19 protein-coding genes and 1 pseudogene are annotated in these 21211 nt (G+C 55.3%); 13 read left to right on the forward strand and 7 right to left on the reverse strand.

From position 1 onward, the window contains the following. Window positions 1-16 precede the first annotated feature (16 nt). The 5 genes from C1896_21915 to C1896_21935 all read left to right on the forward strand — a co-directional run bounded on the left by C1896_21915 (window position 17) and on the right by C1896_21935 (window position 6810). Window positions 17-2272 carry an ATPase gene (locus C1896_21915; GenBank protein ID AZZ47359.1) on the forward strand — a complete coding sequence of 752 codons (2256 nt, stop codon included), beginning with the start codon at window positions 17-19 and terminating at the stop codon, window positions 2270-2272. 13 nt (window positions 2273-2285) lie between these two features. Next, complete coding sequence (locus tag C1896_21920; protein AZZ47360.1) at window positions 2286-2771, forward strand: two-component system response regulator; 486 nt, start codon at window positions 2286-2288, stop codon at window positions 2769-2771. Between the two features lie 68 nt (window positions 2772-2839). Continuing rightward, the gene (locus C1896_21925; protein ID AZZ47361.1) at window positions 2840-5242 is read left to right on the forward strand and encodes a hybrid sensor histidine kinase/response regulator; all 2403 of its coding nucleotides are present in this window, start codon (window positions 2840-2842) and stop codon (window positions 5240-5242) included. Then, entirely contained in the window at window positions 5242-5784 is a 543-nt protein-coding gene (locus tag C1896_21930) for a heme oxygenase (GenBank protein ID AZZ47362.1), read from the forward strand. Before C1896_21925 ends, C1896_21930 begins: the two co-directional genes overlap by 1 nt. A gap of 663 nt (window positions 5785-6447) precedes the next feature. Further along, entirely contained in the window at window positions 6448-6810 is a 363-nt protein-coding gene (locus tag C1896_21935; GenBank protein AZZ47363.1) for a transcriptional regulator, read from the forward strand. 170 nt (window positions 6811-6980) lie between these two features. Here C1896_21935 and C1896_21940 read toward each other — a convergent pair whose 3' ends face one another. Beyond that, a complete protein-coding gene (locus C1896_21940) occupies window positions 6981-7661 on the reverse strand; it encodes a DNA-binding response regulator (GenBank protein AZZ47364.1) in 681 nt (226 codons plus the stop codon). Window positions 7662-8078: 417 nt separating this feature from the next. On the opposite strand from C1896_21940, the gene C1896_21945 reads away from it, so the two are divergent. The 8 genes and pseudogenes from C1896_21945 (at window position 8079) to C1896_21980 (ending at window position 16096) form a co-directional block, all read left to right on the forward strand. Then, window positions 8079-8288, forward strand: coding sequence for a hypothetical protein (locus tag C1896_21945; GenBank protein ID AZZ47365.1), 210 nt, complete (start codon window positions 8079-8081; stop codon window positions 8286-8288). A 604-nt stretch (window positions 8289-8892) separates the two neighbouring features. Continuing rightward, entirely contained in the window at window positions 8893-10746 is a 1854-nt protein-coding gene (locus tag C1896_21950; protein AZZ47366.1) for a copper oxidase, read from the forward strand. Window positions 10747-10758: 12 nt separating this feature from the next. Beyond that, window positions 10759-11061, forward strand: coding sequence for a hypothetical protein (locus C1896_21955; protein ID AZZ47367.1), 303 nt, complete (start codon window positions 10759-10761; stop codon window positions 11059-11061). After that, window positions 11051-12049, forward strand: a complete 999-nt coding sequence (locus tag C1896_21960) for a copper resistance protein CopB (protein ID AZZ47368.1) — start codon at window positions 11051-11053, stop codon at window positions 12047-12049. The genes C1896_21955 and C1896_21960 overlap by 11 nt, the downstream gene beginning before the upstream one ends. Before the next feature lie 9 nt (window positions 12050-12058). Beyond that, on the forward strand, window positions 12059-12868 hold the full coding sequence (locus tag C1896_21965; GenBank protein ID AZZ47369.1) for a cytochrome c: 810 nt from the start codon (window positions 12059-12061) through the stop codon (window positions 12866-12868). A gap of 478 nt (window positions 12869-13346) precedes the next feature. Further along, window positions 13347-13676, forward strand: coding sequence for a four-helix bundle copper-binding protein (locus C1896_21970; GenBank protein AZZ47370.1), 330 nt, complete (start codon window positions 13347-13349; stop codon window positions 13674-13676). A 241-nt stretch (window positions 13677-13917) separates the two neighbouring features. Next, window positions 13918-15140 (forward strand): annotated as a pseudogene (locus C1896_21975) (IS3 family transposase). 230 nt (window positions 15141-15370) lie between these two features. Then, complete coding sequence (locus tag C1896_21980) at window positions 15371-16096, forward strand: KR domain-containing protein (GenBank protein ID AZZ47371.1); 726 nt, start codon at window positions 15371-15373, stop codon at window positions 16094-16096. Here the strand turns inward: C1896_21980 and C1896_21985 are convergent. The 6 genes from C1896_21985 to C1896_22010 all read right to left on the reverse strand — a co-directional run bounded on the left by C1896_21985 (window position 16071) and on the right by C1896_22010 (window position 21180). Further along, complete coding sequence (locus C1896_21985; protein ID AZZ47372.1) at window positions 16071-16526, reverse strand: DUF305 domain-containing protein; 456 nt, start codon at window positions 16524-16526, stop codon at window positions 16071-16073. The genes C1896_21980 and C1896_21985 overlap by 26 nt on opposite strands. Window positions 16527-17070: 544 nt before the next feature. After that, the gene (locus tag C1896_21990; GenBank protein AZZ47373.1) at window positions 17071-18738 is read right to left on the reverse strand and encodes a hypothetical protein; all 1668 of its coding nucleotides are present in this window, start codon (window positions 18736-18738) and stop codon (window positions 17071-17073) included. Between the two features lie 106 nt (window positions 18739-18844). After that, window positions 18845-20218, reverse strand: a complete 1374-nt coding sequence (locus tag C1896_21995) for a HAMP domain-containing protein (protein AZZ47374.1) — start codon at window positions 20216-20218, stop codon at window positions 18845-18847. Window positions 20219-20318: 100 nt separating this feature from the next. After that, the gene (locus tag C1896_22000; GenBank protein ID AZZ47375.1) at window positions 20319-20549 is read right to left on the reverse strand and encodes a hypothetical protein; all 231 of its coding nucleotides are present in this window, start codon (window positions 20547-20549) and stop codon (window positions 20319-20321) included. Between the two features lie 23 nt (window positions 20550-20572). Then, window positions 20573-20830 (reverse strand): DUF2933 domain-containing protein, encoded by a 258-nt coding sequence (locus tag C1896_22005; protein AZZ47376.1) that lies wholly within the window; start codon window positions 20828-20830, stop codon window positions 20573-20575. Window positions 20831-20862: 32 nt separating this feature from the next. Next, window positions 20863-21180, reverse strand: coding sequence for a hypothetical protein (locus C1896_22010; GenBank protein ID AZZ47377.1), 318 nt, complete (start codon window positions 21178-21180; stop codon window positions 20863-20865). Window positions 21181-21211: the final 31 nt, after the last annotated feature.

Here is a 21211-nt window from a genome sequence, read left to right on the forward strand (position 1 = left end):
GCCGACAGGAGAAATTGTGGCATCCATCGAAGATCAAGACATGCTCGCCAAGGCCATTGCCCAATGCGGCGATGAGCCCATCCATATCCCCGGCAGCATTCAGCCCCACGGCTTTCTGCTGGTGCTTAGCGAGCCAAAACTGACGATTACCCAGGCCAGCGAAAACGTTCGTGAATGGCTTGGCGTCGATGCGCAAATGCTACTGGGTCAGCCTCTGACGGAACTCATCGGTGACTGCGGCTTTGCCGAAGGGCTCGCCAGTCTGACTGACGATGACCACAATCCCTTTCATCTGCGAGACATCAATTTCAACCTGCCTGGCCGAAGCAACCATCCGCCGCTGGCTCTTATGGCGCACCGTTACCACGGCAAGCTGATCGTCGAATTCGAATCAGCCGGCAGCCCAGGCGCGGCATACGACAAGCTATACCCCTTGATGCGCACTTTCGTCGTGCAGCTGCAGGAGGCGCAAGACCTTCAATACATCTGCCAACTGGCCGTTGATGAGGTCAAGCGCATCACCGGGTTCGGTCGGGTCAAAGCCTATCGGTTCGACGCCCAGGGCAACGGCCATGTGTTGGCAGAACAGGCTGACGAAGGTTATCCGCATTATCTGGGCCTGTGCTTTCCCGCCTCGGATATCCCGCCACAGGCACGCCAACTCTACTGCAACAACCTGATCCGCGTGATCCAGGACGCCAATTACAAACCCTCTCCGGTGGTACCCACGCTCACCCCCGACGGAGAGCCGCTGGACCTGAGTTTCGCCTCGTTGCGCAGCGTGTCGCCGGTTCACCTGCAATACATGCGCAACATGGGCACGCTGGCTTCGATGTCGATCTCCATCGTCATTCAGGGGCGCCTGTGGGGTCTGATCTCCTGCCACGATGCCAGGCCTCGCCAGGTCAACTACCAGACCCGAACAGCCTGCGAACTCCTTGGGCGCATTATGTCGCTGCAAATCGAAGCCAAGGAAGCAGCAACCCTGGCGCAGCGCAAGCTCGAACTCCGACGGCAGATCGTCGAAATGCTCTCGTCAATGGCCGACCGCGACAGCGTTATTGAAGGCTTCAAGTGCCTGCCGAAGGTCGTACTGGATTTCGCCGGTGCGGTCGGTAGCGCCATCGTCTCCGGCGAACACTCCGAACCGGTGGGCGAAACGCCGCCGGCAGCCTTACTGGTGCGACTCACTCATTGGCTATCCCAGCAGCGCGACCAGCTGGTGTTCAGCACTGACTGCGTCAGCCGAGATGTACCGGCTATCCCCGAACTGGCCGAGCACTGCGCCGGCTTGCTGGCGATTTCCATTTCCCGACTGCACCCCCATTACCTGATCTGGTTCCGACGCGAACAGATCAAGACGGTCAATTGGGCCGGTCAGCCAGAGAAACGCATCGACAGTCAGGGCACCCTCTCTCCACGCCACAGCTTCGCAAGCTGGCAGGAGACCGTACGCGGCTATGCCTCACCTTGGCAGCAAGTAGAGTTGGAGGGCGCGCTGGAGCTGCGTACCGCGGTGCTCGGTATCGTTCTGCGCAAGGCAGAAGAAATGGCCCAGCTGGCGGGCGAGCTGCGCGAAAGTAACAAGGAACTGGAGTCGTTTTCATACAGCGTTTCGCACGACCTGCGGGCGCCGTTGCGGCATATTGCCGGGTACGCCGAGCTGCTCGGTGAGCTTGAAGGCAGCAAGCTCAGCGAACGTGGCCTGCGCTTTCTGGACAATATCGGCGATGCGGCCCGATTTGCAGGAACCCTCGTCGACAACTTGCTGAGCTTTTCCCAGATGGGCCGCGCCGCGCTGCGCTTGTCCGATGTGAATCTTTCCGCGCTGGTTGAATCCATTCGTCAGGAAATGGCACCGGACTGCGACGGCCGCGAAATAGAATGGCAGGTTCATCCCCTGCCTATCGTGGTCGCCGACGCTGCTTTCATCCACATGGCGTTGCGCAACCTGATCTCGAACGCGATCAAGTACAGCCGCAAACGCGAGCGCGCGATCATCGAAATCGGCGCCGAAGAGCGCGCTGAAGAGATCATCGTCTACGTTCGCGACAACGGCGTGGGCTTCAACATGCAATACGCCAACAAACTGTTCGGCGTCTTTCAGCGCCTGCATCGCATGGAAGAATTCGAAGGCACCGGGATTGGTCTGGCCAGCGTGCGCCGAATCATCGAACGCCATGATGGTCAGGTCTGGGCCAATGGCGAGGTCAACCAGGGCGCAACCTTCTTCTTTTCGCTCCCCAGACTTACCTACGCGTCACCCATTTAGTACGGGACTCTAAATGCTCAAACCGATTCTGCTGGTAGAGGACAATCCACACGATCTCGAGCTGACCTTGGTTGCGCTCGAGCGCAGCCAGTTGGCCAATGACGTGATTGTCATGCGTGATGGTGCCGATGCGCTGGATTACCTGCTCCGCCGCGGCGATCACGCCGAACGCGCCGATGGCAACCCAGCCGTGCTCCTGCTGGACCTGAAGCTGCCCAAGGTCGACGGGCTGGAGGTGCTGAAGACCGTACGCGACACGCCTGATCTACGCAGTATCCCAGTGGTGATGCTCACCTCCTCTCGTGAAGAGCCCGATCTGGTCAGGGCTTATGAACTCGGAGTGAACGCTTACGTGGTCAAGCCGGTCGAATTCCGAGATTTCGTCGCCGCCATCTCCGATCTGGGGATTTTCTGGGCCGTGCTAAACGAGCCGCCACCCGGATCGCTGCGGTTGCAGCGCCAACTTCGGGATCGCAAGAGCAGCGAGGAGCCGAGCTAGAACGCTCATGCTTAAGGCTCCTAAGCAGAACTCCTTTCAAGTAGTGCGGTATCCGCGACAGGATGGTTATGCCGGCGACAACACCTATCTGCGTCCTGTTTGTTGAAGACAGCCCGCACGACGCTGAACTGGCGCTCGTCACGCTCGAAAGGAGCGGCTACACCGTCGATAGCGAAGTGGTTTTCGACCACGCGGGGGTTGTCGAAGCCTTGCAACGTCGCTCCTTCGATCTGATTCTTTCTGACTTCATTCTCCCCGGTTATTCCGGCAGCCTGGTATTGCAGGAAGCCAGGCAGCTCGCACCCGAAACCCCCTTTATCTTCCTATCCGGCGTATTCGGTGAAGAGCATGCTGTAAACATGATGCGCTCAGGTGCGGTCGACTATGTGCTCAAGCAGAACCTGGGATTTCTGCCGAAGGCAGTCGAGCGGGCCCTCAGCGAGGTGCAGGAACGGCGCGGGCGCTTGCGCGCAGAAGAAGCGTTGCGTGAGGTCGAGGTAAGGGCCCGATTGGCAATCGATGCTGCCGGGCTCGGCATGTGGGATTACGAACCACAAAACGGCACGATGATCCTGGACCGGCGCTGTCGGAGCATGTTCGGCTTGCCGGGCGAGGCGCCGGTGAACATCCAGGTATTCGAGTCGCTGTGCCACCCCGACGACTTGCAGCGTATGCGCGAGCATATCTGGGACGCCATCAGCACCGACGATGGCGACAAGGAATACACCACCGACTATCGGATCATGCTTGAGTGCGGCCAGGTCCGCTGGTTCGAAACACGCGGTCAGGCGTTTTTTGAAGACGGACTGTGTAAACGCTTCATCGGTGTAGTGATGGACGTGACCGAGCAGCGGCTGGCGACCGAAGCGCTCAAGCGCATGAACGAAACCTTGGGTGAGCGGGTGGAAGAGCGCACCCGGGAACGTGACCGCACCTGGGAGCTGTCCAGAGACCTGCTTGCCGTCATGCGGTTCGACACCACCGTGGTTGCGCTCAACCCCGCCTGGGAAGAAGCGCTTGGCTGGCCGCGTGAACAGCTGCTCAATACGCCGTTGTGGTCGCTGGTTCATACCGATGACCTCACAGCGACTCACGCAGAAACCGAACGGATTCGCAGCGGCAACGTCACCGACCGTTTCGTCAACCGCATGCAACATTGCGATGGCAGCTACCGCTGGCTGTCCTGGACTGCGGTACCGGAGGCGGGAATGATGTACGCCGCCGCGCGCGACATCACCAGCGAAATTGCAGCGGTGGACAAGCTCGCTGCGGCCAACCGGGAATTGACCGAACAGATCAAAGAGCGCGAGCGCATCGAAGCCACCCTGCAGCAGATGCAACGGCTCGAGGCGGTTGGCCAGCTTACGGCGGGCGTCGCACATGACTTCAACAATCTGCTGACGGTGATCCTGACCAGCGCCAGCTTCCTCAAGAATGATCTGGAACGAGGCGCGCCACTGGCTAAATCGCTCAGCCGCCTGCAGTACATTCAGGAATCCGGCGAACGCGGCGCAACCCTGACCAGTCAGCTGCTTGCGTTCGCTCGCAGACAGCAACTCGCCCCCAAAGCTGTGGACCTGAACGACACACTGGTCGGTCTCTTGAGCCTGTTGCACAGCACCCTTGGCGGTTCCGTGACCATCGAAACCGACACCCGTGCCGGGCTCTGGCACGCGCTGGTCGACCCTACACAGATCGAGATGATCATCCTCAATCTCGCCATCAACGCACGCGACGCCATGGGCTCCGGCGGCTGCCTCACGCTGCGTACCGACAACGCGGTGATTACCGCACCAGCGGAGCGGGCCGAAGAACCTGGGCCAGGGGAGTACGTCGTCCTCTCGGTGAAGGACACCGGTTCAGGCATGAGCGACGAGGTGCTGCAAAAAGCTTTCGAGCCCTTCTTCACGACCAAGGAAGTGGGCAAAGGCTCAGGGCTCGGTTTGGCGCAAGTGTTCGGTTTCGCCAAGCAATCCGGTGGCGGAGCGCGCATCGAGACTGAGCTGGGCGTCGGTACCACAGTGATGGTCTATCTGCCTCGAGTGACCGCACCGGAACGCAGCCTCGGCGTCCCGGACCATGAGCTGGGCACGCCCGTCGACGACGCCTCGCATAAAGTGCTGCTGGTCGACGACGATCACGCCGTGCGCGAAGTAACCGCACAGATGCTGAGCAATCTAGGCTACGCAGTGGTTCAGGCTGACGGTGGTCGTATGGCCTTGGAGATGCTCGAACAGGGCGCGGCGGTGGATCTGCTGCTCGCAGATTTCGCCATGCCAGGCATGAACGGGGGTGAACTCGCCCGTGCAGTCTCGTCTCGCTATCCCAAGCTGCCCGTGGTGTTCATCACCGGGTACGCCGAGCTTGGCGAACTGGGTATGGGTAGCTCGACCATCATCCAAAAGCCCTTTCGTGAAGAACACTTGGTGCGAAAGCTGAGCATGGTTCTGAAAGAAAGCAGCTCGGCCTGATGGACAGTGTGCGAAATCGTCTACGCGCAGCCACCGCGCTTCAGCATGAACGCGTCGACGCTGCCTTTTCGGCCTATCAGCTGGATCAGACCGATGGCTACCGAGCCTTTCTACAGGCCCATGCGCAAGTGCTCATCCCGTTAGAACTCACGCTGGAGCAGGCGGGCATCGAAACGATGCTCAATGACTGGTCCCAGCGCAGCAGGCGTCAGGCATTGCTTGCAGATCTGCAGGCGTTGGGCTGTACGGAACCTAATTCAGCGCAGGCTGACACAGCCCCCTCATCCGGTTGGTGCTGGGGCGCAGCTTACGTCATTGAAGGGTCTCGCCTGGGTGGACGCGTACTGGCGCGACGCGTGGCAGAAGCCAACCCCTCCGCCCCGCTACGCTATCTAAGTCACGGCAACGCAACGCCGTTTTGGCCGAGCTTTCTTCACGAGCTGGAACAGCAGGCAGGGGCCTGCGATTGGTCCGAGGTGCTGGCCGGTGCGCATGCATCCTTCGAATGCTTCCTGAGCGCAGCCCGGTCGAACAGGCCGTAAAAGCAGAAAAGCCCTTTCGGGCTTTTCTGCTTACGTGGTGGTTTACAAATAATTCTGACAATTTCAGCCCCTTGGATCAGGGGCTGGGCCCGCTTTGAAGTTAGCATTGAGATAATAATATTTCGACAATTCGCATGGTGAGAACGATTAGATGCAGGATTTTTGCCAAAATATTCTGACAAATCTCAACACCCAAAGAGCGTAAACGGTTGGCTACCAGAATTTCCCGCCAGAGTAAGCTCACTACGGTAAGCAGTTTCGCGGGATTCGGATGCACCCGCTCTGAGGCCAGCGAGTGTTTACGATCAGCTCGCAAATCGTCTGCTGGGTCTGTTCTTCGGAATCGCGCCGGATGATAAACCTTCCACCGTTGCAGATTTTGTCATCGTAGGGCCACGCTTCGAAGGCTGCTTCCTCGCATCACTTGAATATTCTAGCGTCTGTTACTCCACAGGCCTTCGCTGTACACATACCGACCCATGTCATGGCGATTTGCTGGTCACTTAGGAGCTCGGGCTTCGACCTGCGGACCTCCTTCATTCCTCCCGCAGCCTCGGGGTACGCAAACATCCCACCGAATTTCGTCACGCCATGCTTGAAGTTGAAAGTATTGATATCATATGGACCAAAATGTCTAAACACTGACCTTAGAGGTAATGATAAATGTCCCGACTGGCAGAGTACCGTAAACTGGAAGAGCAATTGAAGTCGCAAATGGCCGAACTTGAGGCCATGAGAAACGACAAGAGCCTTAAAAAGGATATGGAATTTGAAGATAAGCTTCGCTCGCTGATGGGTGAATACAGCATTACTCTACCTAGTTTGATCAATATTCTTGACCCGCAGTTTGGGACTCGTCGCGCTCCGGTTCAGCAAGGCCCGACACCACGCCGTGCTCGTCAGGTCAAGACATACAAGAACCCTCACAGCGGTGAAATAGTTGCGACCAAAGGTGGCAATCACAAGGTCCTGAAAGGCTGGAAAGCAGAATATGGAACGGATGAGGTCGAAAGCTGGATCCAGTGATAGCTTAGATCCCTCTGGTTTCAATAAGAGATCTAATTAAGGCCTCTTAAGTTACGCATGAATATGCATTGGCCGATCCGCCGAGCAGCACAAAGCAGTACGCCACGGATTAGCAGAGGTGGCCCGCTAGTTATATTGGCCATATCGCAAATCGCTAAATAGCGTGATTTTTAAAAGCCTGGCGCCTCGATCAGATAGCCCATTCCGCGAGCAGTTTGTATCAGCTTCGGCTCGAACTCATCATCAATCTTTGCCCTTAACCGGCGTACCGCCACCTCGATTACATTGGTATCGCTATCGAAGTTCATGTCCCATACTTGGGAGGCGATAAGTGACTTTGAGAGCACTTCCCCGCGACGCCTAAGCAATAGCTCAAGAAGTGCGAATTCCTTTGCAGTTAGGTCTATGCGTTTCCCCGATCGCGTAACCCGTCGTCTCAGCAAGTCCATCTCAAGGTCGAGGAGCTTGAGTATCGTTTGGTTGGGAGCATGGCTGCCGCGGCGAAGCAGCGTGCGTATCCTGGCAAGCAGTTCGGAGAAAGCAAACGGCTTGATGAGATAATCATCAGCGCCCAACTCCAATCCCTTTACTCGATCCTGAACCCCGTCTCGGGCGGTAAGGAATAGCACTGGAACGTCATTACCGGCAGCGCGGACATTCTTTAAAACCTGCCACCCATCCAAGCCAGGCATCATCACATCTAAGATGAGCAGGTCGTATTCCCCGTGAAGCGCATGCTGAGCAGCATCAGTCCCGTTCTCTACTCGATCGACAGTGAAGCCGGCCTCCGTGAGCCCCTGCTGTAGGTAGGTGCCTGTTTTCGGCTCGTCTTCAGCAACAAGAAGCTTCATAAGGTACTCCTGCAAGCATTTAGAACAGTGTGGCGGTTGTCGGTCCTTGCATCCAGTACCTTACAGAAACGTAATGCTCGCATCATCTGTCTGACAGCTTCTAGCGTTAACGTCTACACCAGCAGTTGCCCCCACACTCTGCTTTTTGGCCATTTCCATGCTCCTTTGGCCTATTGGCGCCTTGATGGCGCCTTTTTTTTTGCATGCTGGAACAGAACCTATTTACAGCAGGTAAAGATGCCATACACGCAACCTGCGCTTTCGCTTGTACTCACTTCTTCTGCGTTACTGACGAAACCGTAATGTTTCGATCAGGTTTCTGACAGGGACACTCGGTTAGCTTACACACAAGCCCAAGCCTCTGTTAATGGAGCTGCGCTGGGTCTCCCGTATCTTCGTAAACAAAGGTAAAAAGTCATGAAACTTTTCAAATCCCTTTCTGTACTGCTCGCCATCGCAGCAAGCTCTTCCTATGCAATGGCAGAAGGTGGTGGTGATCGTACCTTTGCTCGTATGGAGCAGGCTCGCCAAGTAGCGATCGCTAGTTATCAGGCTGACCAGAACGACCAAGCCCAGGAGCTAGCCGCGAAGGAAACTTCAGCGAAGCACGCTCATGCTAATTGCTGAAGCGAAACCGTACGCAGATTTGACTGCGCAGCTCTTAACTGTGGCAGCTTCTGCGATGTTATAGCTGCCACGGTGCTGGTATAGGCAGAAATGTTTGTAGAACCGGCGAAGCCGTTATAGCTACTTCGAACCATGGCTCGTCAAAAACCTAACCTAATATCTTCGCACCGAGCAGACCAAGTTTATACTGGCTAGTAGGTTACAACCCTCTTGAGCGGCTAAGATTTGATAATTATCCAATCTCATGAGGCCTTCTAGACTGCCCGCAAAGCCTGGAAAGATCCGCTGAAAAGCAGTGAATGAGCAACAAACTGCTAATGAACTGCTAGATTATGGCCGGACCTTTTTAGCGGCTCTTATCCAGCCCGCGGTTTAAGTAAAGCCAGCTAAAGTGACCGGAACTCTGATCGCAGACGTTTTCGGGGCGCTTTAAACTTACAAAAATGTAATCACGCGTTTTTCTTCGGCATGCCATATTTACGAATAATGGCGAGTCGCTTGATAAGACAGACCGTGCGCGAGCTTCTAAGATCGATTAACGCTGGCAACACCAACCCTAAAGGCTGGTTTCGGCTTGGCTCCTTAGCTTGATTGGAACGTACACATGCAACGTAAAACCTCTAGGCGAACCTTTGTTAAAGGCTTGACTGCCGCAGGCCTCCTTGGCGGTCTTGGCTTGTGGCGAGCTCCGGTCTGGGCAGTGAGTAGCCCAGGCCAGCCCAGCGTACTAACCGGCACGGAGTTCGATCTGCTGATTGGGGAGACGCCGGTCAATATCACCGGCGCGGCCCGGACAGCGATGACTATCAATGGGACCATCCCAGGGCCGCTTCTACGTTGGCGTGAAGGGGATACCGTCACGCTGCGCGTCAGGAATAAGCTGAGCGAAGATACATCGATTCACTGGCACGGCATGATCCTGCCGGCCAACATGGATGGCGTGCCTGGATTGAGCTTCCACGGCATCGCTCCCGATGGCATGTATGTATATAAGTTTCAGGTTAAACAAAACGGTACTTATTGGTACCACAGTCATTCAGGCCTACAAGAGCAGGTTGGTGTTTATGGCCCGTTGGTCATTGATGCTAAGGATCCCGAACCGTTCAGCTATGACCGCGACTATGTCGTCATGCTGACCGATTGGACCGATGAGGATCCCGCTCGAATCCTTTCTAAGCTCAAGAAGCAGTCAGATTATTACAACTTCCACAAGCGCACCGTCGGAGACTTCATTAACGACGTGAGCGAAGACGGCTGGGCCGCTACGATTGCGAATCGGAAAATGTGGGCTCAGATGAAGATGAGTCCCACCGACCTCGCCGACGTAAGCGGTTACACCTATACCTATCTAATGAACGGCCAAGCACCAGACGGGAACTGGACCGGTATCTTTAAGCCCGGCGAGAAGCTTCGCCTGCGGTTCATCAATGGCTCGGCCATGAGCTATTTCGATGTCCGCATTCCAGGGCTGAAGATGACTGTAGTCGCAGCCGATGGCCAATACGTCAACCCAGTTAGCGTCGATGAATTCCGCATTGCCACGGCAGAAACCTACGATGTGATTGTGGAGCCTGCTACCAAGGAGGCTTACACGATCTTCGCTCAATCGATGGACCGCACAGGGTACGCCCGAGGCACGCTGGCGATTGCCGAAGGGCTAAGCGCTGCTGTTCCAAAAACCGATCCTCGACCAATAATCACTATGGACGACATGGGAATGGATCACGGCAGCATGGGCGGTATGGCGGGCATGGACCATGGCGAGGGCATGCAGGGCGACATGAGTGGGATGGACCATAGCAACATGTCCAGCATGAACCACGGTGACATGCAAGGGATGGGCGGCATGGGCGCAATGGCCGGAATGGATCACAGCAAAATGGCTGGGATGTCTGGGATGGACCACTCTGCAATGGCCGGGGTGAGCGCAGCTATGCAATCGCACCCGCCCTCTGAGTCCAATAACCCGCTGGTGGACATGCAGACCATGAGCCCAACGCATAGGCTGAATGATCCAGGTATTGGCTTACGAGACAACGGCCGCCGAGTCCTGACCTATGGCGACTTGAGAAGCACTTTCCCGGATCCGGACGGCCGTGAGCCAAGTCGAACAATAGAACTCCATCTCACCGGCCACATGGAGAAGTTCTCCTGGTCATTTGACGGCATAGAGTTCTCTGATTCGGAACCCCTGCGGCTCAAATATGGAGAGCGGGTACGCATCACTTTGGTCAACGACACCATGATGACCCATCCAATTCACCTCCACGGTATGTGGAGTGATCTTGAAGATGAGAATGGGCAGTTCATGGTTCGCAAGCACACGATCGACATGCCTCCAGGTTCGAAGCGCAGCTACCGCGTAACAGCTGATGCGCTCGGTCGCTGGGCCTATCACTGTCACCTACTGCTTCACATGGAAATGGGCATGTTTCGTGAAGTCCGAGTGGATGAATAAGAGGAACCTTATATGGGAAATTCTATGAAGCGTAAAACTCTTATCGGCAGCGCTCTTATGTTTAGTTTGCTGGGCGTAATGAATATGTCAGCTGCGTTTGCAGAGCAAAAGCATGATCAGCACAAGCAATCATCGGCTTCATCGCAGAATCAAGGCAACAAGCCGGCATCTCAGACACAAGGCACCTCTAACTCAAAAATGAACCACGGCGACATGGATCATGGCTCGATGGACCATGGAGAAATGGAGCACGGCAAGATGGATCATGACCCCAAGGCCACTGATACTGAGGTGGATTCGCACCATGACCACTAGACTTTCTCGCTTTGCTCTGATTGCGCTCGGAGTTTCGTTGAGCGCAGCGGCTGGAGGGACAGCCAACGCTGCCGAGATGATGGATCACTCGATGCATCAAACCCCTCCCACTGAGGCAGCTCAAGCCCCTGCATCTTCAGCCAAGCCCGCAGCTAAGAATCATGGCTCCGGTGGGCAAATGGACCACTCCGCAATGGGTCATGGTGCGATGGACCATAGCAAGATGAACCATGGCCAAATGAAGCATGACGATACGCTCGAAATGCCCGGCATGGTTCATCCCTCGTTCATTCCAGTATTGACCGATGCGGATAGAGAAGCGGCTTTCCCTGGTCTTCAAGGTCATACGGTCCATGACAAGTATCTGGCCTGGTTTCTTCTGCTAGATCAACTTGAGTACCAGAACGCAAATGAAGGTAGCACCCTCAGTTGGGAAGCTACTGCCTGGGTTGGTGGCGATATCAATCGATTCTGGTTTCGCTCGGAAGGTGAGCGAACGAATGGCGTTACTGAAGACGCGGAAATTCAGGCGCTCTACGGGCGTGCCATCAGCCCCTGGTGGGATGTGGTAGCAGGTGTTCGCCAGGACTTTAAGCCAGAGTCGCCGCAGACGTGGGCGGCTTTAGGCGTCCAGGGGATGGCTCTGTATGGGTTTGAGGCGGAAGCCACCGCCTTCGTCGGTGAAGGTGGGCAGACAGCAGCACGTTTTGAAGGCGAGTACGACATTCTCCTCACTAACCGGCTCATCCTCCAACCGACTGCCGAGCTCAATTTCTATGGCAAGGACGATCCTGCACACGGAGTGGGCGCTGGTCTCGCAAATACAGAGGTGGGGCTCCGCCTCCGATACGAAATCGTTCGTGAGTTCGCACCGTACATCGGCGTCACGTGGAGCCGGGCATACGGTAATACCGCTGATATGGCGAGAGATGACGGCGAAGACCTAGATGAGGCGCGGTTCGTTGCTGGCATCAGGCTTTGGTTTTAAGGTCCCTCGATGAAAAGAATAATTATTAGCTTCGCTGCCTTCTGTGCTCTAGGCCTGTTGGTAGTGGCCGGAGTTGTTTTCTCAGGACTGATTAGCGTTGCCGCGGATGATCCTCATACGGGAGTCGTGCACGCATTCCTGGAAACTGCTCGCAATCGCTCGATTGAGGCTCGCTCCGAAGACATAGCCGTGCCATCTCTCGACGATGAAGACCAAATCCGCGCCGGGGCGGGGAACTACGACTCGATGTGTGTGGGTTGTCATTTGGCGCCAGGCATGGCTGAGACCGAGCTAAGCAATGGCCTTTATCCCGCTCCTCCCAGCCTGGCTGAGGCGGGGCTATACGATGACCCAGCAAAAACATTTTGGGTCATCAAGCATGGCATTAAGGCCACTGGGATGCCCGCGTGGGGTAAAAGCATGGCTGACCCGTACATCTGGGGAATGGTGGCTTTTCTGCAGAAGCTTCCTGAGTTAGATGAAGGAGCGTATCGAGCACTCGTTGCGTCTAGCGGTGGTCACCAGCATGGTGGTGGGGAGACCCCAGCTGGGCATAGTGAGCAACACGGCGAGATGGCCTCGGGCGACCACCATCAGGGCGACAGTGGCGGCTCGGATCACCATGGCTCCAGCAGCACAGGTGGAGCATCCGGCCAATCAGGCTCCGGTCATCATGGTAATAACGAAAGCGATGACCATCATGCGTCCGAGGAGCCCCAGGCGGTTGAGCACAGCAATGGCAGTGACAGTGCCGATGCGGAAGGCAAATCCCCTTCAAAAAACCATGTGCACGCAGACGGGAAGCAACACGAGCACTAACATCCGGTATATGTGTGCCTATGCGGTTCTGATCGAGGCTCTAAGAAAGGCGGTTCAGCAAGCAGAGGATCGGCCCTAGGCCATCCTAGTCGACGCAACGGTACCGGAGGGCTTTGCAATTGCTTCCTTCCTAAAAGTTAGGCCGCAAGGCCAGTAACTTACCTAGTTAAGCGGCTTGCGCTCCGGCCGTTCCCCAACGAATACTCCCAGTCGTGGCGACAGGAAGCTCCCTCATTTTCAACTCAATCATCTCGAACAGACTAGCGAAGCCGTACAGGCAATCTGACGGCCACATCGCCACCAACTGCGCCCGCAGATCCCCGGTGCGGTTGGACTTACCTTACAACATTGTAATGAGGTTTTTCGAAACGGGCTCGGTAGGAGCGTGTCGTAATTCAGTGTCTGCTAACAGGCTGTTGAGCCATATCGGCCAGTAAGCAAACGACGAAATACAACTATCGAACCCTGGAGAACGTAAATGACAAACTCAATGTTCGCATCCTGTATCCAAGCTTGTTCGAACTGTGCCCTAGTGTGCGAAATGTGCGCCTCTGCTTGCCTACGCGAGGATGATGTAAAAATGATGGCTCGCTGCATCGAGCTTGACCGCGACTGCGCGGACATTTGCAGGTTGGCTGCCACACTGATGAGCCGCGAAAGTGAATATGCTAAGGAGTTCTGCGCCCTTTGCGCCAAGATCTGCCGTGCATGCGGAGAGGAATGCGCGAAGCATGAAATGGATCATTGCCAAGAGTGTGCGAAGGCGTGCATGAACTGCGCTGAGGAATGTGAGCGAATGGCAGGATAACATCCGTAACTCACTGCTCTGGCACTACTAAATTGGGAGTGTCAGAGCCCCTCGAAGAATAAGAAAAGCCATGGTGCGCTTAATGTTCGCGCCTCCATGACATATCGAAAAAGTGCGTACGATACCCGCAACTGCCAAGAGCGAATCAATCCCTGTCCAGCAGCATTTCATTCCAAAGCGAAATACGATAGTGAATCGCCCCGGGTTTCGTGGAGGCCTCAACTCTTGAGAAGATGAGGCTATGAGAAAGACTACGACCTACTCCCCCGAAGTCCGTGAACGTGCTGTGCGCATGGTTCTGGAGCACCTGAACGACTACCCCTCCGAGTGGGCGGCCATTGAGGCCATCGCCCCGAAGATTGGTTGTGCAGCGCAAACCCTGCATGGCTGGATTCGTCGCCACCAGACTGATGCCGGTCAGCGTCCTGGGCCGACCACCGAAGAGCGCGAACGCATCAAAGCCCTGGAGCGTGAGAACCGTGAGTTGCGCAAAGCCAACGAGATTCTGCGCCTGGCCAGTGCGTATTTTGCCCAGGCGGAGCTCGACCGCCGCACCAAGTCCTGAGGGCATTTGTCGATCAGCATCGTGACCGTCTCGGGGTCGAGTCGATCTGCCGTGTCTTGCAGATCGCCCCGTCCGGTTACCGCCGGCACGCGGCGCAGCAGCGCAACCCGGAACTGCGCTGTTGCCGTGCTCGGCGCGATGACGCGTTGATCTTGGAAATCCAGCGGGTGTGGAACACCAACATGCAGTGCTATGGCGCGGTGAAGGTCTGGAAGCAGCTCCGGCGAGAAGGCATCGAGACGGCCAGATGCACGGTGGAACGGTTGATGCGTCGGGCTGGATTGCAGGGCATTAGGCGCGGCCAGGTCGTGCGGACAACGGTGGCCGGCGACAAGTCGCTCTGCCCGCTGGATCGCGTACAGCGCCAGTTCCATGCCGATCGCCCGAACCAGTTGTGGGTGTCGGACTTCACGTATGTGTCGACCTGGCAGGGCTGGCTGTATGTGGCCTTCGTGATTGACGTGTTTGCGCGGCGGATCGTCGGCTGGCGAGTCAGTACCAGCATGAAGACCGAGTTCGTGCTGGATGCCCTGGAGCAAGCCCTGTATGCCCGTCAGCCACATCGCACGGGTGGCCTGATCCACCACAGCGACCGTGGCAGCCAGTACGTCTCGATCCGCTACACCGAGCGACTGGCAGAGGCCGGCATTGAGCCCTCAGTTGGCAGCAAGGGCGATAGCTACGACAACGCCTTGGCCGAAACAATCAACGGGCTGTACAAGGCCGAGCTGATTTAACGTCAATCATGGAAGAGCCGCGAAGCTGTTGAGATGGCGACTTTGAAATGGGTGCACTGGTACAACCACCAGCGGTTGCTGAGTTCAATCGGCTATATCCCGCCTGCGGAGGCTGAGGCAAACTTCCACCAGCAACAAGCAGGTCAGGCCATGGCGGCCTGACTTTAACGAAACGGCCTCCACGAAACCCGGGGCGATTCAATAGTTACGCGCTAGCAACTCTTACTTAGCCACCGATGATCGCCACCGTAACGGTCTATTCTCTTGCCACTGTCTCCCGATTGAGCGCTGAAAACTAATTGAGTGAATTAGCATGAAAGCTCCTGGCAAAAAGGCGGTCCAACAACAACCAAGCGGGCCATGCGACCTTATTTTGCTGGGAGAAAACGAAAATGGTTTTGCGAATATTCCCATCGCAGCGATTGGCTTTGCTGCTAGTACTGCTCGCCGTTCTGCAACTCAGTGGCTGCGCCGTTTCCCCGCGCCTGAAACCAAGCGACCAGCCAAGCGTTGCTCGCAAAACCTTTGTCATCACTGGTGCCTCCAGTGGCTTCGGCCGCGGCGTGGCGCTCAAGCTTGCCGCTCTGCAAGGCGACGTGGTGCTAGCGGCCCGCCGGACCGACGTGCTCGAAGAACTGGCCGCGCAGATACGCATGGCTGGAGGATCGGCACTGGTGGTGACCACCGACGTGAGCAACCCGAACGAGATGCAGGACTTGGCACGAGCCGCCATCGAGCGTTTCGGCAGGATCGACGTTTGGATTAACAACGCTGCGGTCGGAGCGCTGGGTCGTTTCGAGGACGTTCCCGTCGAGGACCATGCGCGGATCGTGGATGTCAATCTTAAGGGCATGATCTATGGCAGCCACGCAGCCATGCGCCAGTTCAGAGCTCAAGGCTTCGGCACGCTTGTCAACGTGGGCTCAGTCGAGAGCGAGATACCGCTGGCTTATCATGCCTCCTCCGCAGCGACCAAAGGTGGCGTCATAAATCTCGGCGCGGCAATCGCTGAGGAGATTCGCCTGAGCGGTAGCGAGACCATCAATGTCGCCACCGTCATGCCCTGGGCTGTGGACACACCGTTTCTGGGAATCAATTTGCCCTTTCTAGTTCATTGATCAGGGACTTCATTTCTGCGATTTCTCGGCGCTGAGCGTCGATGATTTCGTCAGCTAACTTGCGGACGCGAGGATCTGAAATCTGAGCTCGTTCACTTGTTAGGATTGCTATGGAATGGTGGGGGATCATGGCCTTCATGTAGTCCGTGTCGTCTACCGTCGCTTGCCCACGTACAAGCCATAGTGCAATGGTAAAAGCTACTGCACTTCCTGCCAATATCGCTAGGTTTATTGACTTACGCTTATACATGTTGAGCATGAATGCGAGCATGACTACTGCCATTACCGCGCCCATCACTAATGCCATCCAAGCGCGAGTCTCGCTCCAAAAAACATGCTCGAACGAGTAAGTATTTAAGTACATCACGCCATACATAATGATCGTAGACGTGGCTACCATCGCTGCAAAGCGCCAGTAAGACATTTGCATAGTTAGACCTCTTTAATGATTGCTGCTGGATCGGCGACTCAACGTGTTCGCGCAGCCCTGCTTAGAAGTGGCTTTCGAATGCTCTCCTAAAAACGGACAAGCCGAAGATGATGAGGTTTCGATTTTTTGAGAAGCTTACAAAAATGTAATCATCGACCGCTTTAAGACCGGCTTAAAGCGCTGCCAGCGCTGTACTACGCGTAATGTTCCCCTGAACTAATCAATCGCTAATAGCTTATAAGCAGACAATACCAACGTCGCGCTATGGACCACTGCGCGAAAGAGCGGGCCCACTAAGATGGCCTTCAAGCCTTGAGACCCGACTACTCGGCTTAGCAAGCCCAAAGAGTTATCGTGAGCAATAGAACACTCGGAGAGAACAATTCAGCACCCAGCATATGCCACGTTCTTGTCGAGTGTGACCGCAGGGTTAGTATTCGCACATTAGATGTGTGGCGGCTAAGACGGCTGGGTGTAGCTGGCTCCAAAACTGAGCGGCGAGGTTATTCTGTCCCAAGCCGCGCCTTTCGTGGCGCGCGGGACCTCACTCACTTTGAAACAACAGACCTTCGATTCGATCATGTTCTTCCGGTGTTGGCAGGGCAGATGAGTCAACATTGCCAATACTATTTGGCTGACCATTTTCTGGTGGGCCAACTTCAGGGTGGTAGGCGCCATCTGCGTCGAAAGCAACCCAGCCGTACAATTCTCGGATGACTTCGGAAGGATGGCCATCTTCCATTGCCACATACCAGTCCGCCAATCGGAAACGCTTACCGGCAAGCTTAGAAGTAGCCATTTCGGCTCGAACCAGCGCCAGATATAGCGGGTGCGGCAGTTCCTCTACGGCGCCGGTTTCGTCGAGCAAGAACGTGAACGAGGCGTGCGACCGTTGCTCTGTAGAACCGGCTCGCTCCTCTTCCTCGCCTAAGGTAAAAACGGGAGCAAAACCGCCCCCCTCTGTTCTGAAGTTGGTCGTCTGGCCTTGGTAGACCCTGGCAGCGTTCCACTGCACCTCGCCAGCATAAGCGTAAGCGCGCAGATCAAACTTCATCGATCGTACCTGAGGGTCGGCGACGATTCTACGCTCGCCAGGAGCTACAAGGGACTGGGCCACGTAGTTTCCGCCAACGATTTCTTCCCAAACGCGCTTGGTGAGCTTGTCTCCTCGGTATGCACCGCGACTACCATACCCGCTGACAGGCTTGAAAAAGAGGCTACGGCGGTTTTGCCACAGGTGCTCTGCATTACCATGCCCGACAGGAACGGTAAGCGGGACGTATTGGGCCAATACGGTTCGGATTTGCTGATCAACGCCAATCTCTTCCAAAAAACGTGCGTTGGTTAGGTCAACCAACCTGCGTTTGTCGGCGTAAAGGGCATAGGCCTGAGGGTGTGGCGTTACCGTCACGACATCAGCCAAATAAGCGCTGCGCAGCGCGCTGCAATTGTCGCCTTCCAGATAGAAATCGGTGAGTCGGTTGTAGACGAGATCCACAGGCTTTCCGTCGACCAAGAGGGACTCGTTGTGAAAGGCCAGATCGGCTGGGTCTGCGATTAGGCAGTCGATTCCTGCTGACTCGAATAACCGCTGAAAAAGAAGGAACTCCGGATACAGATATTGGGCTTGTGGGCTTTCATCCAAGATCACCACGCGCGTGAGCGGACGTTGCTCGCCGCTCGTAGACCATTCCTGGGCGAACATATCCAGAATCGAACGCTCGAAGCCGCCGGGTCCATCCTGACCTGGCGAAAGCCCGACTACGCCGCTGCAACAACTACGCTGCGCGCGGGCGAGCAATACGTTTAGCATCGCTCCGCCCGCATTTGTGTTTATTTCGATGAGCCCAAGCTTGTCATCATCCAGATGGAAGTCGTAGCCAAAGAAGACGCCGCGCGCACCCCGAGGATCATGTCGTGCAATAGGAGGTGCAGAATCCAGAGCATGCTCACGCCAACCGGGCGAACTCACGGTCTGCTCGATGGCCTGAATAACCTCATTAACCTGGCGCAGCCGCAAGGATGAAACAAAGACCGGTCGTGCTGCAAACACATGGGGGCAACGTGACTTCAATAGCTCCGACAGCTCTGAATTCCCAAGCTGTTCGGTCAATGAGTTTACGAGCGCAGCTTGATCTAGGCTTACGCAGAAGCACGCTTCGTTGAGCGCTGCGGCTGTCGAACCGCATTTTCTTGATGAGGACGCTTGCACGTGAAACCTCCAGAACCAAATATACAGGTACGAAAGCCTTGGCCTCCTCCGGTTCAGCCGGGCATTTGTATAAGCGTAGATCAGCGTCGTTGCCAGCACTTTGCCATTAACTAGACATCAGCCTTGGAAGCGTCATTGTGAAAGTCGTGTGCCCCTCAGCTGATTCGCAAGCGATGCGCCCCTTGTGGGCCTCAACAATCGACCGTGTGATAGCCATGCCGAGGCCCGCATTAAGGGTAGTACCTTCGCGCCTTGCGGTATCCACCCTGTAAAATCTGTCGAATATTCGAGTGTGAAGCTCGGCTGGAATAGTAATGCCGCGGTTGGTTATAGCTGTCGAAACCGAGTTACCACTCTCGCTTATTTCAACCCTGATAATGCTGCCTTCCTCTGCATACCGAACTGCGTTCGAGACTATGTTTGAGATGGCCCGTCTTAGCATTGATTTATCGCCATGTACCGACCCATCGCCTGAAAGCGCGATTTCGACCTTCTTGTCCTCGGCTGCGAGCTCGTAATATTCGATAACACTCGTGGTCATCTCAGCCATGCTGGCCCCTTCGGCACTGGGCGTAATCTTCCCATTGTCCGCTTTGGCGAGGAACAGCATGTCATCGACCATCTTTGACATGCGCCTAAGTTCTTCGAGGGCGGAATACAAGATATCCTTGTAGTCGGTATTTTCGCGGTCGCGCAAGAGCGCGACCTCCATTTGGGTCAGCATGCTGTTCAGCGGCGTTCTTAGCTCATGCGCGATGTCCGCTGAGAAACCTGACAACCTGAGGAATGAGTCATCCAAGCGCGAGAGCATTTCATTGAAGTTGTCTACGAGTTCATGAAGCTCGCCTGGCACTGACTCGGTTGGAATTCTGGTATCCAAACAATTGGCAGTTACTGTAGAGGAAGTCTTAGAGAGTTCATCGATCGGTTTTAAACCCTTCCTGATCAGAACCACACCTAAAGCGCCACTCAAAAGTGCACTGACCACCAGCGTATAAGCGAACCATTGCTGAATCATTTCGAAGAAGTGGACTCGATGCGTTACATCCAAAGCCAGATAGATGACTGTGTCTTGCCCTTCGACCCACTGGTTTACTTTTCTGGTAATGCCACTGTACTGATGCCCAGCGAAATTTACTGTCCAACGTTCCTCTTGGATGTCCGTGACAAGTGGTAGCAAGCTCTCAGAGAGATTGTGATGTGAGTAGACTGTCTTGCCGTCTACTACAACTGCAGTTGCGAAGCCAAAGGAGTGCTCAATAACGGCATCGATCCTTGAAGCGGTCTCAGGCCCAAATGCTGAGCTGTTGAGCAGCGTACGCTCTACTGCAGCGGCCTTTTCATTCAGCACTTGTTCATCTTTGCGTTCGAAATGGAGCTGGCAAAAATAATTGAAGCTGATTGCGGCCGCCATCAGCACAACCGTAACCACAAGCATGAAAGCTATCGCCATTCTGCTCGTCAGTGACACTTTTCCCATCAGTACGGTCCTAGTTAGGCCATCACTCACAAGAAAGCAGGCGGGCACCCAGAAAAGGTGCCCGGCCTGCTTCGATCATGTTTGCTCGCACTCTCGTATCCTAAGCAGCGTCTGAATTTTCGCCAGTTTGCGAGTGGCCGGCTTTGGCCCCCTCCATCATTTCACGACACTCTTTCATCATTCCATGCATGTCGCCCATCATTTCCATATGCTTGTCGCCGCTCATCATGCCGGTTTCTGAATGGCTTTGGTCCGATTTATCTACCGCTGCGAAACTCAGTCCGCTCGCCAGGGTGATTGCGATTGCTGTAACGGTGATGGCCTTTCGCATGTTAAATCTCCAAGTTCAGTGGGTTATTCGCTTTTGCTTAATAAGGTGTTTTCGCCAACGTTGGGCTCCTCGGGCTTGTCGCATTTACCGCTAGACATATGCTTCATGCATACGACCATCATCAACAAGCAGGGCAAGAGAAAGAGCAGGCTTGGCAGCGTTGTTGCCAACGCCGCAGTGCTTTGGTTCAGTAGCATGTAGCCAACCACAGCTGCGGTTAACCCCGTTACGACCGGATTGCGCTGCAGTACGCTTTTAATCTTGGATATTATGCCCCTCATCTAACTATCCCTCGGATATTAAGCTTGGCAGATTAGCCATTGTTCACGCCAACTGGGGTGCTCAGAAACTCTACCGTATGGATCTTCCCGTCAGGGGTCTTGACCGTCATCTCATACGTCTGGACTTGGGCGCTTGTTCTATAGTTTTGAATCATTCGAGTCGTGCCGGTCGCGCCAGCAGGTGCGATGCTCAGCACTTGGCCTTCTTTTACAAGCTCCTTAAGGGTGGGCTTTGCTCCTGCCGAGTCATTTAAGCGATTCAGCGTACGTTCGCTTCCGCCTTCGGCCATTGCAAGCGAGGAAGCAACGGTCAGAATAAAAGGAACGATTACTTTGGTTATGCGGTTCATGGTTTGCACCTCTTGGTTAGTTGATGCCTGT

The organism is Pseudomonadaceae bacterium SI-3 (genome assembly GCA_004010935.1).
In the GTDB taxonomy this organism is placed as follows: Bacteria; Pseudomonadota; Gammaproteobacteria; order Pseudomonadales; family Pseudomonadaceae; genus Stutzerimonas.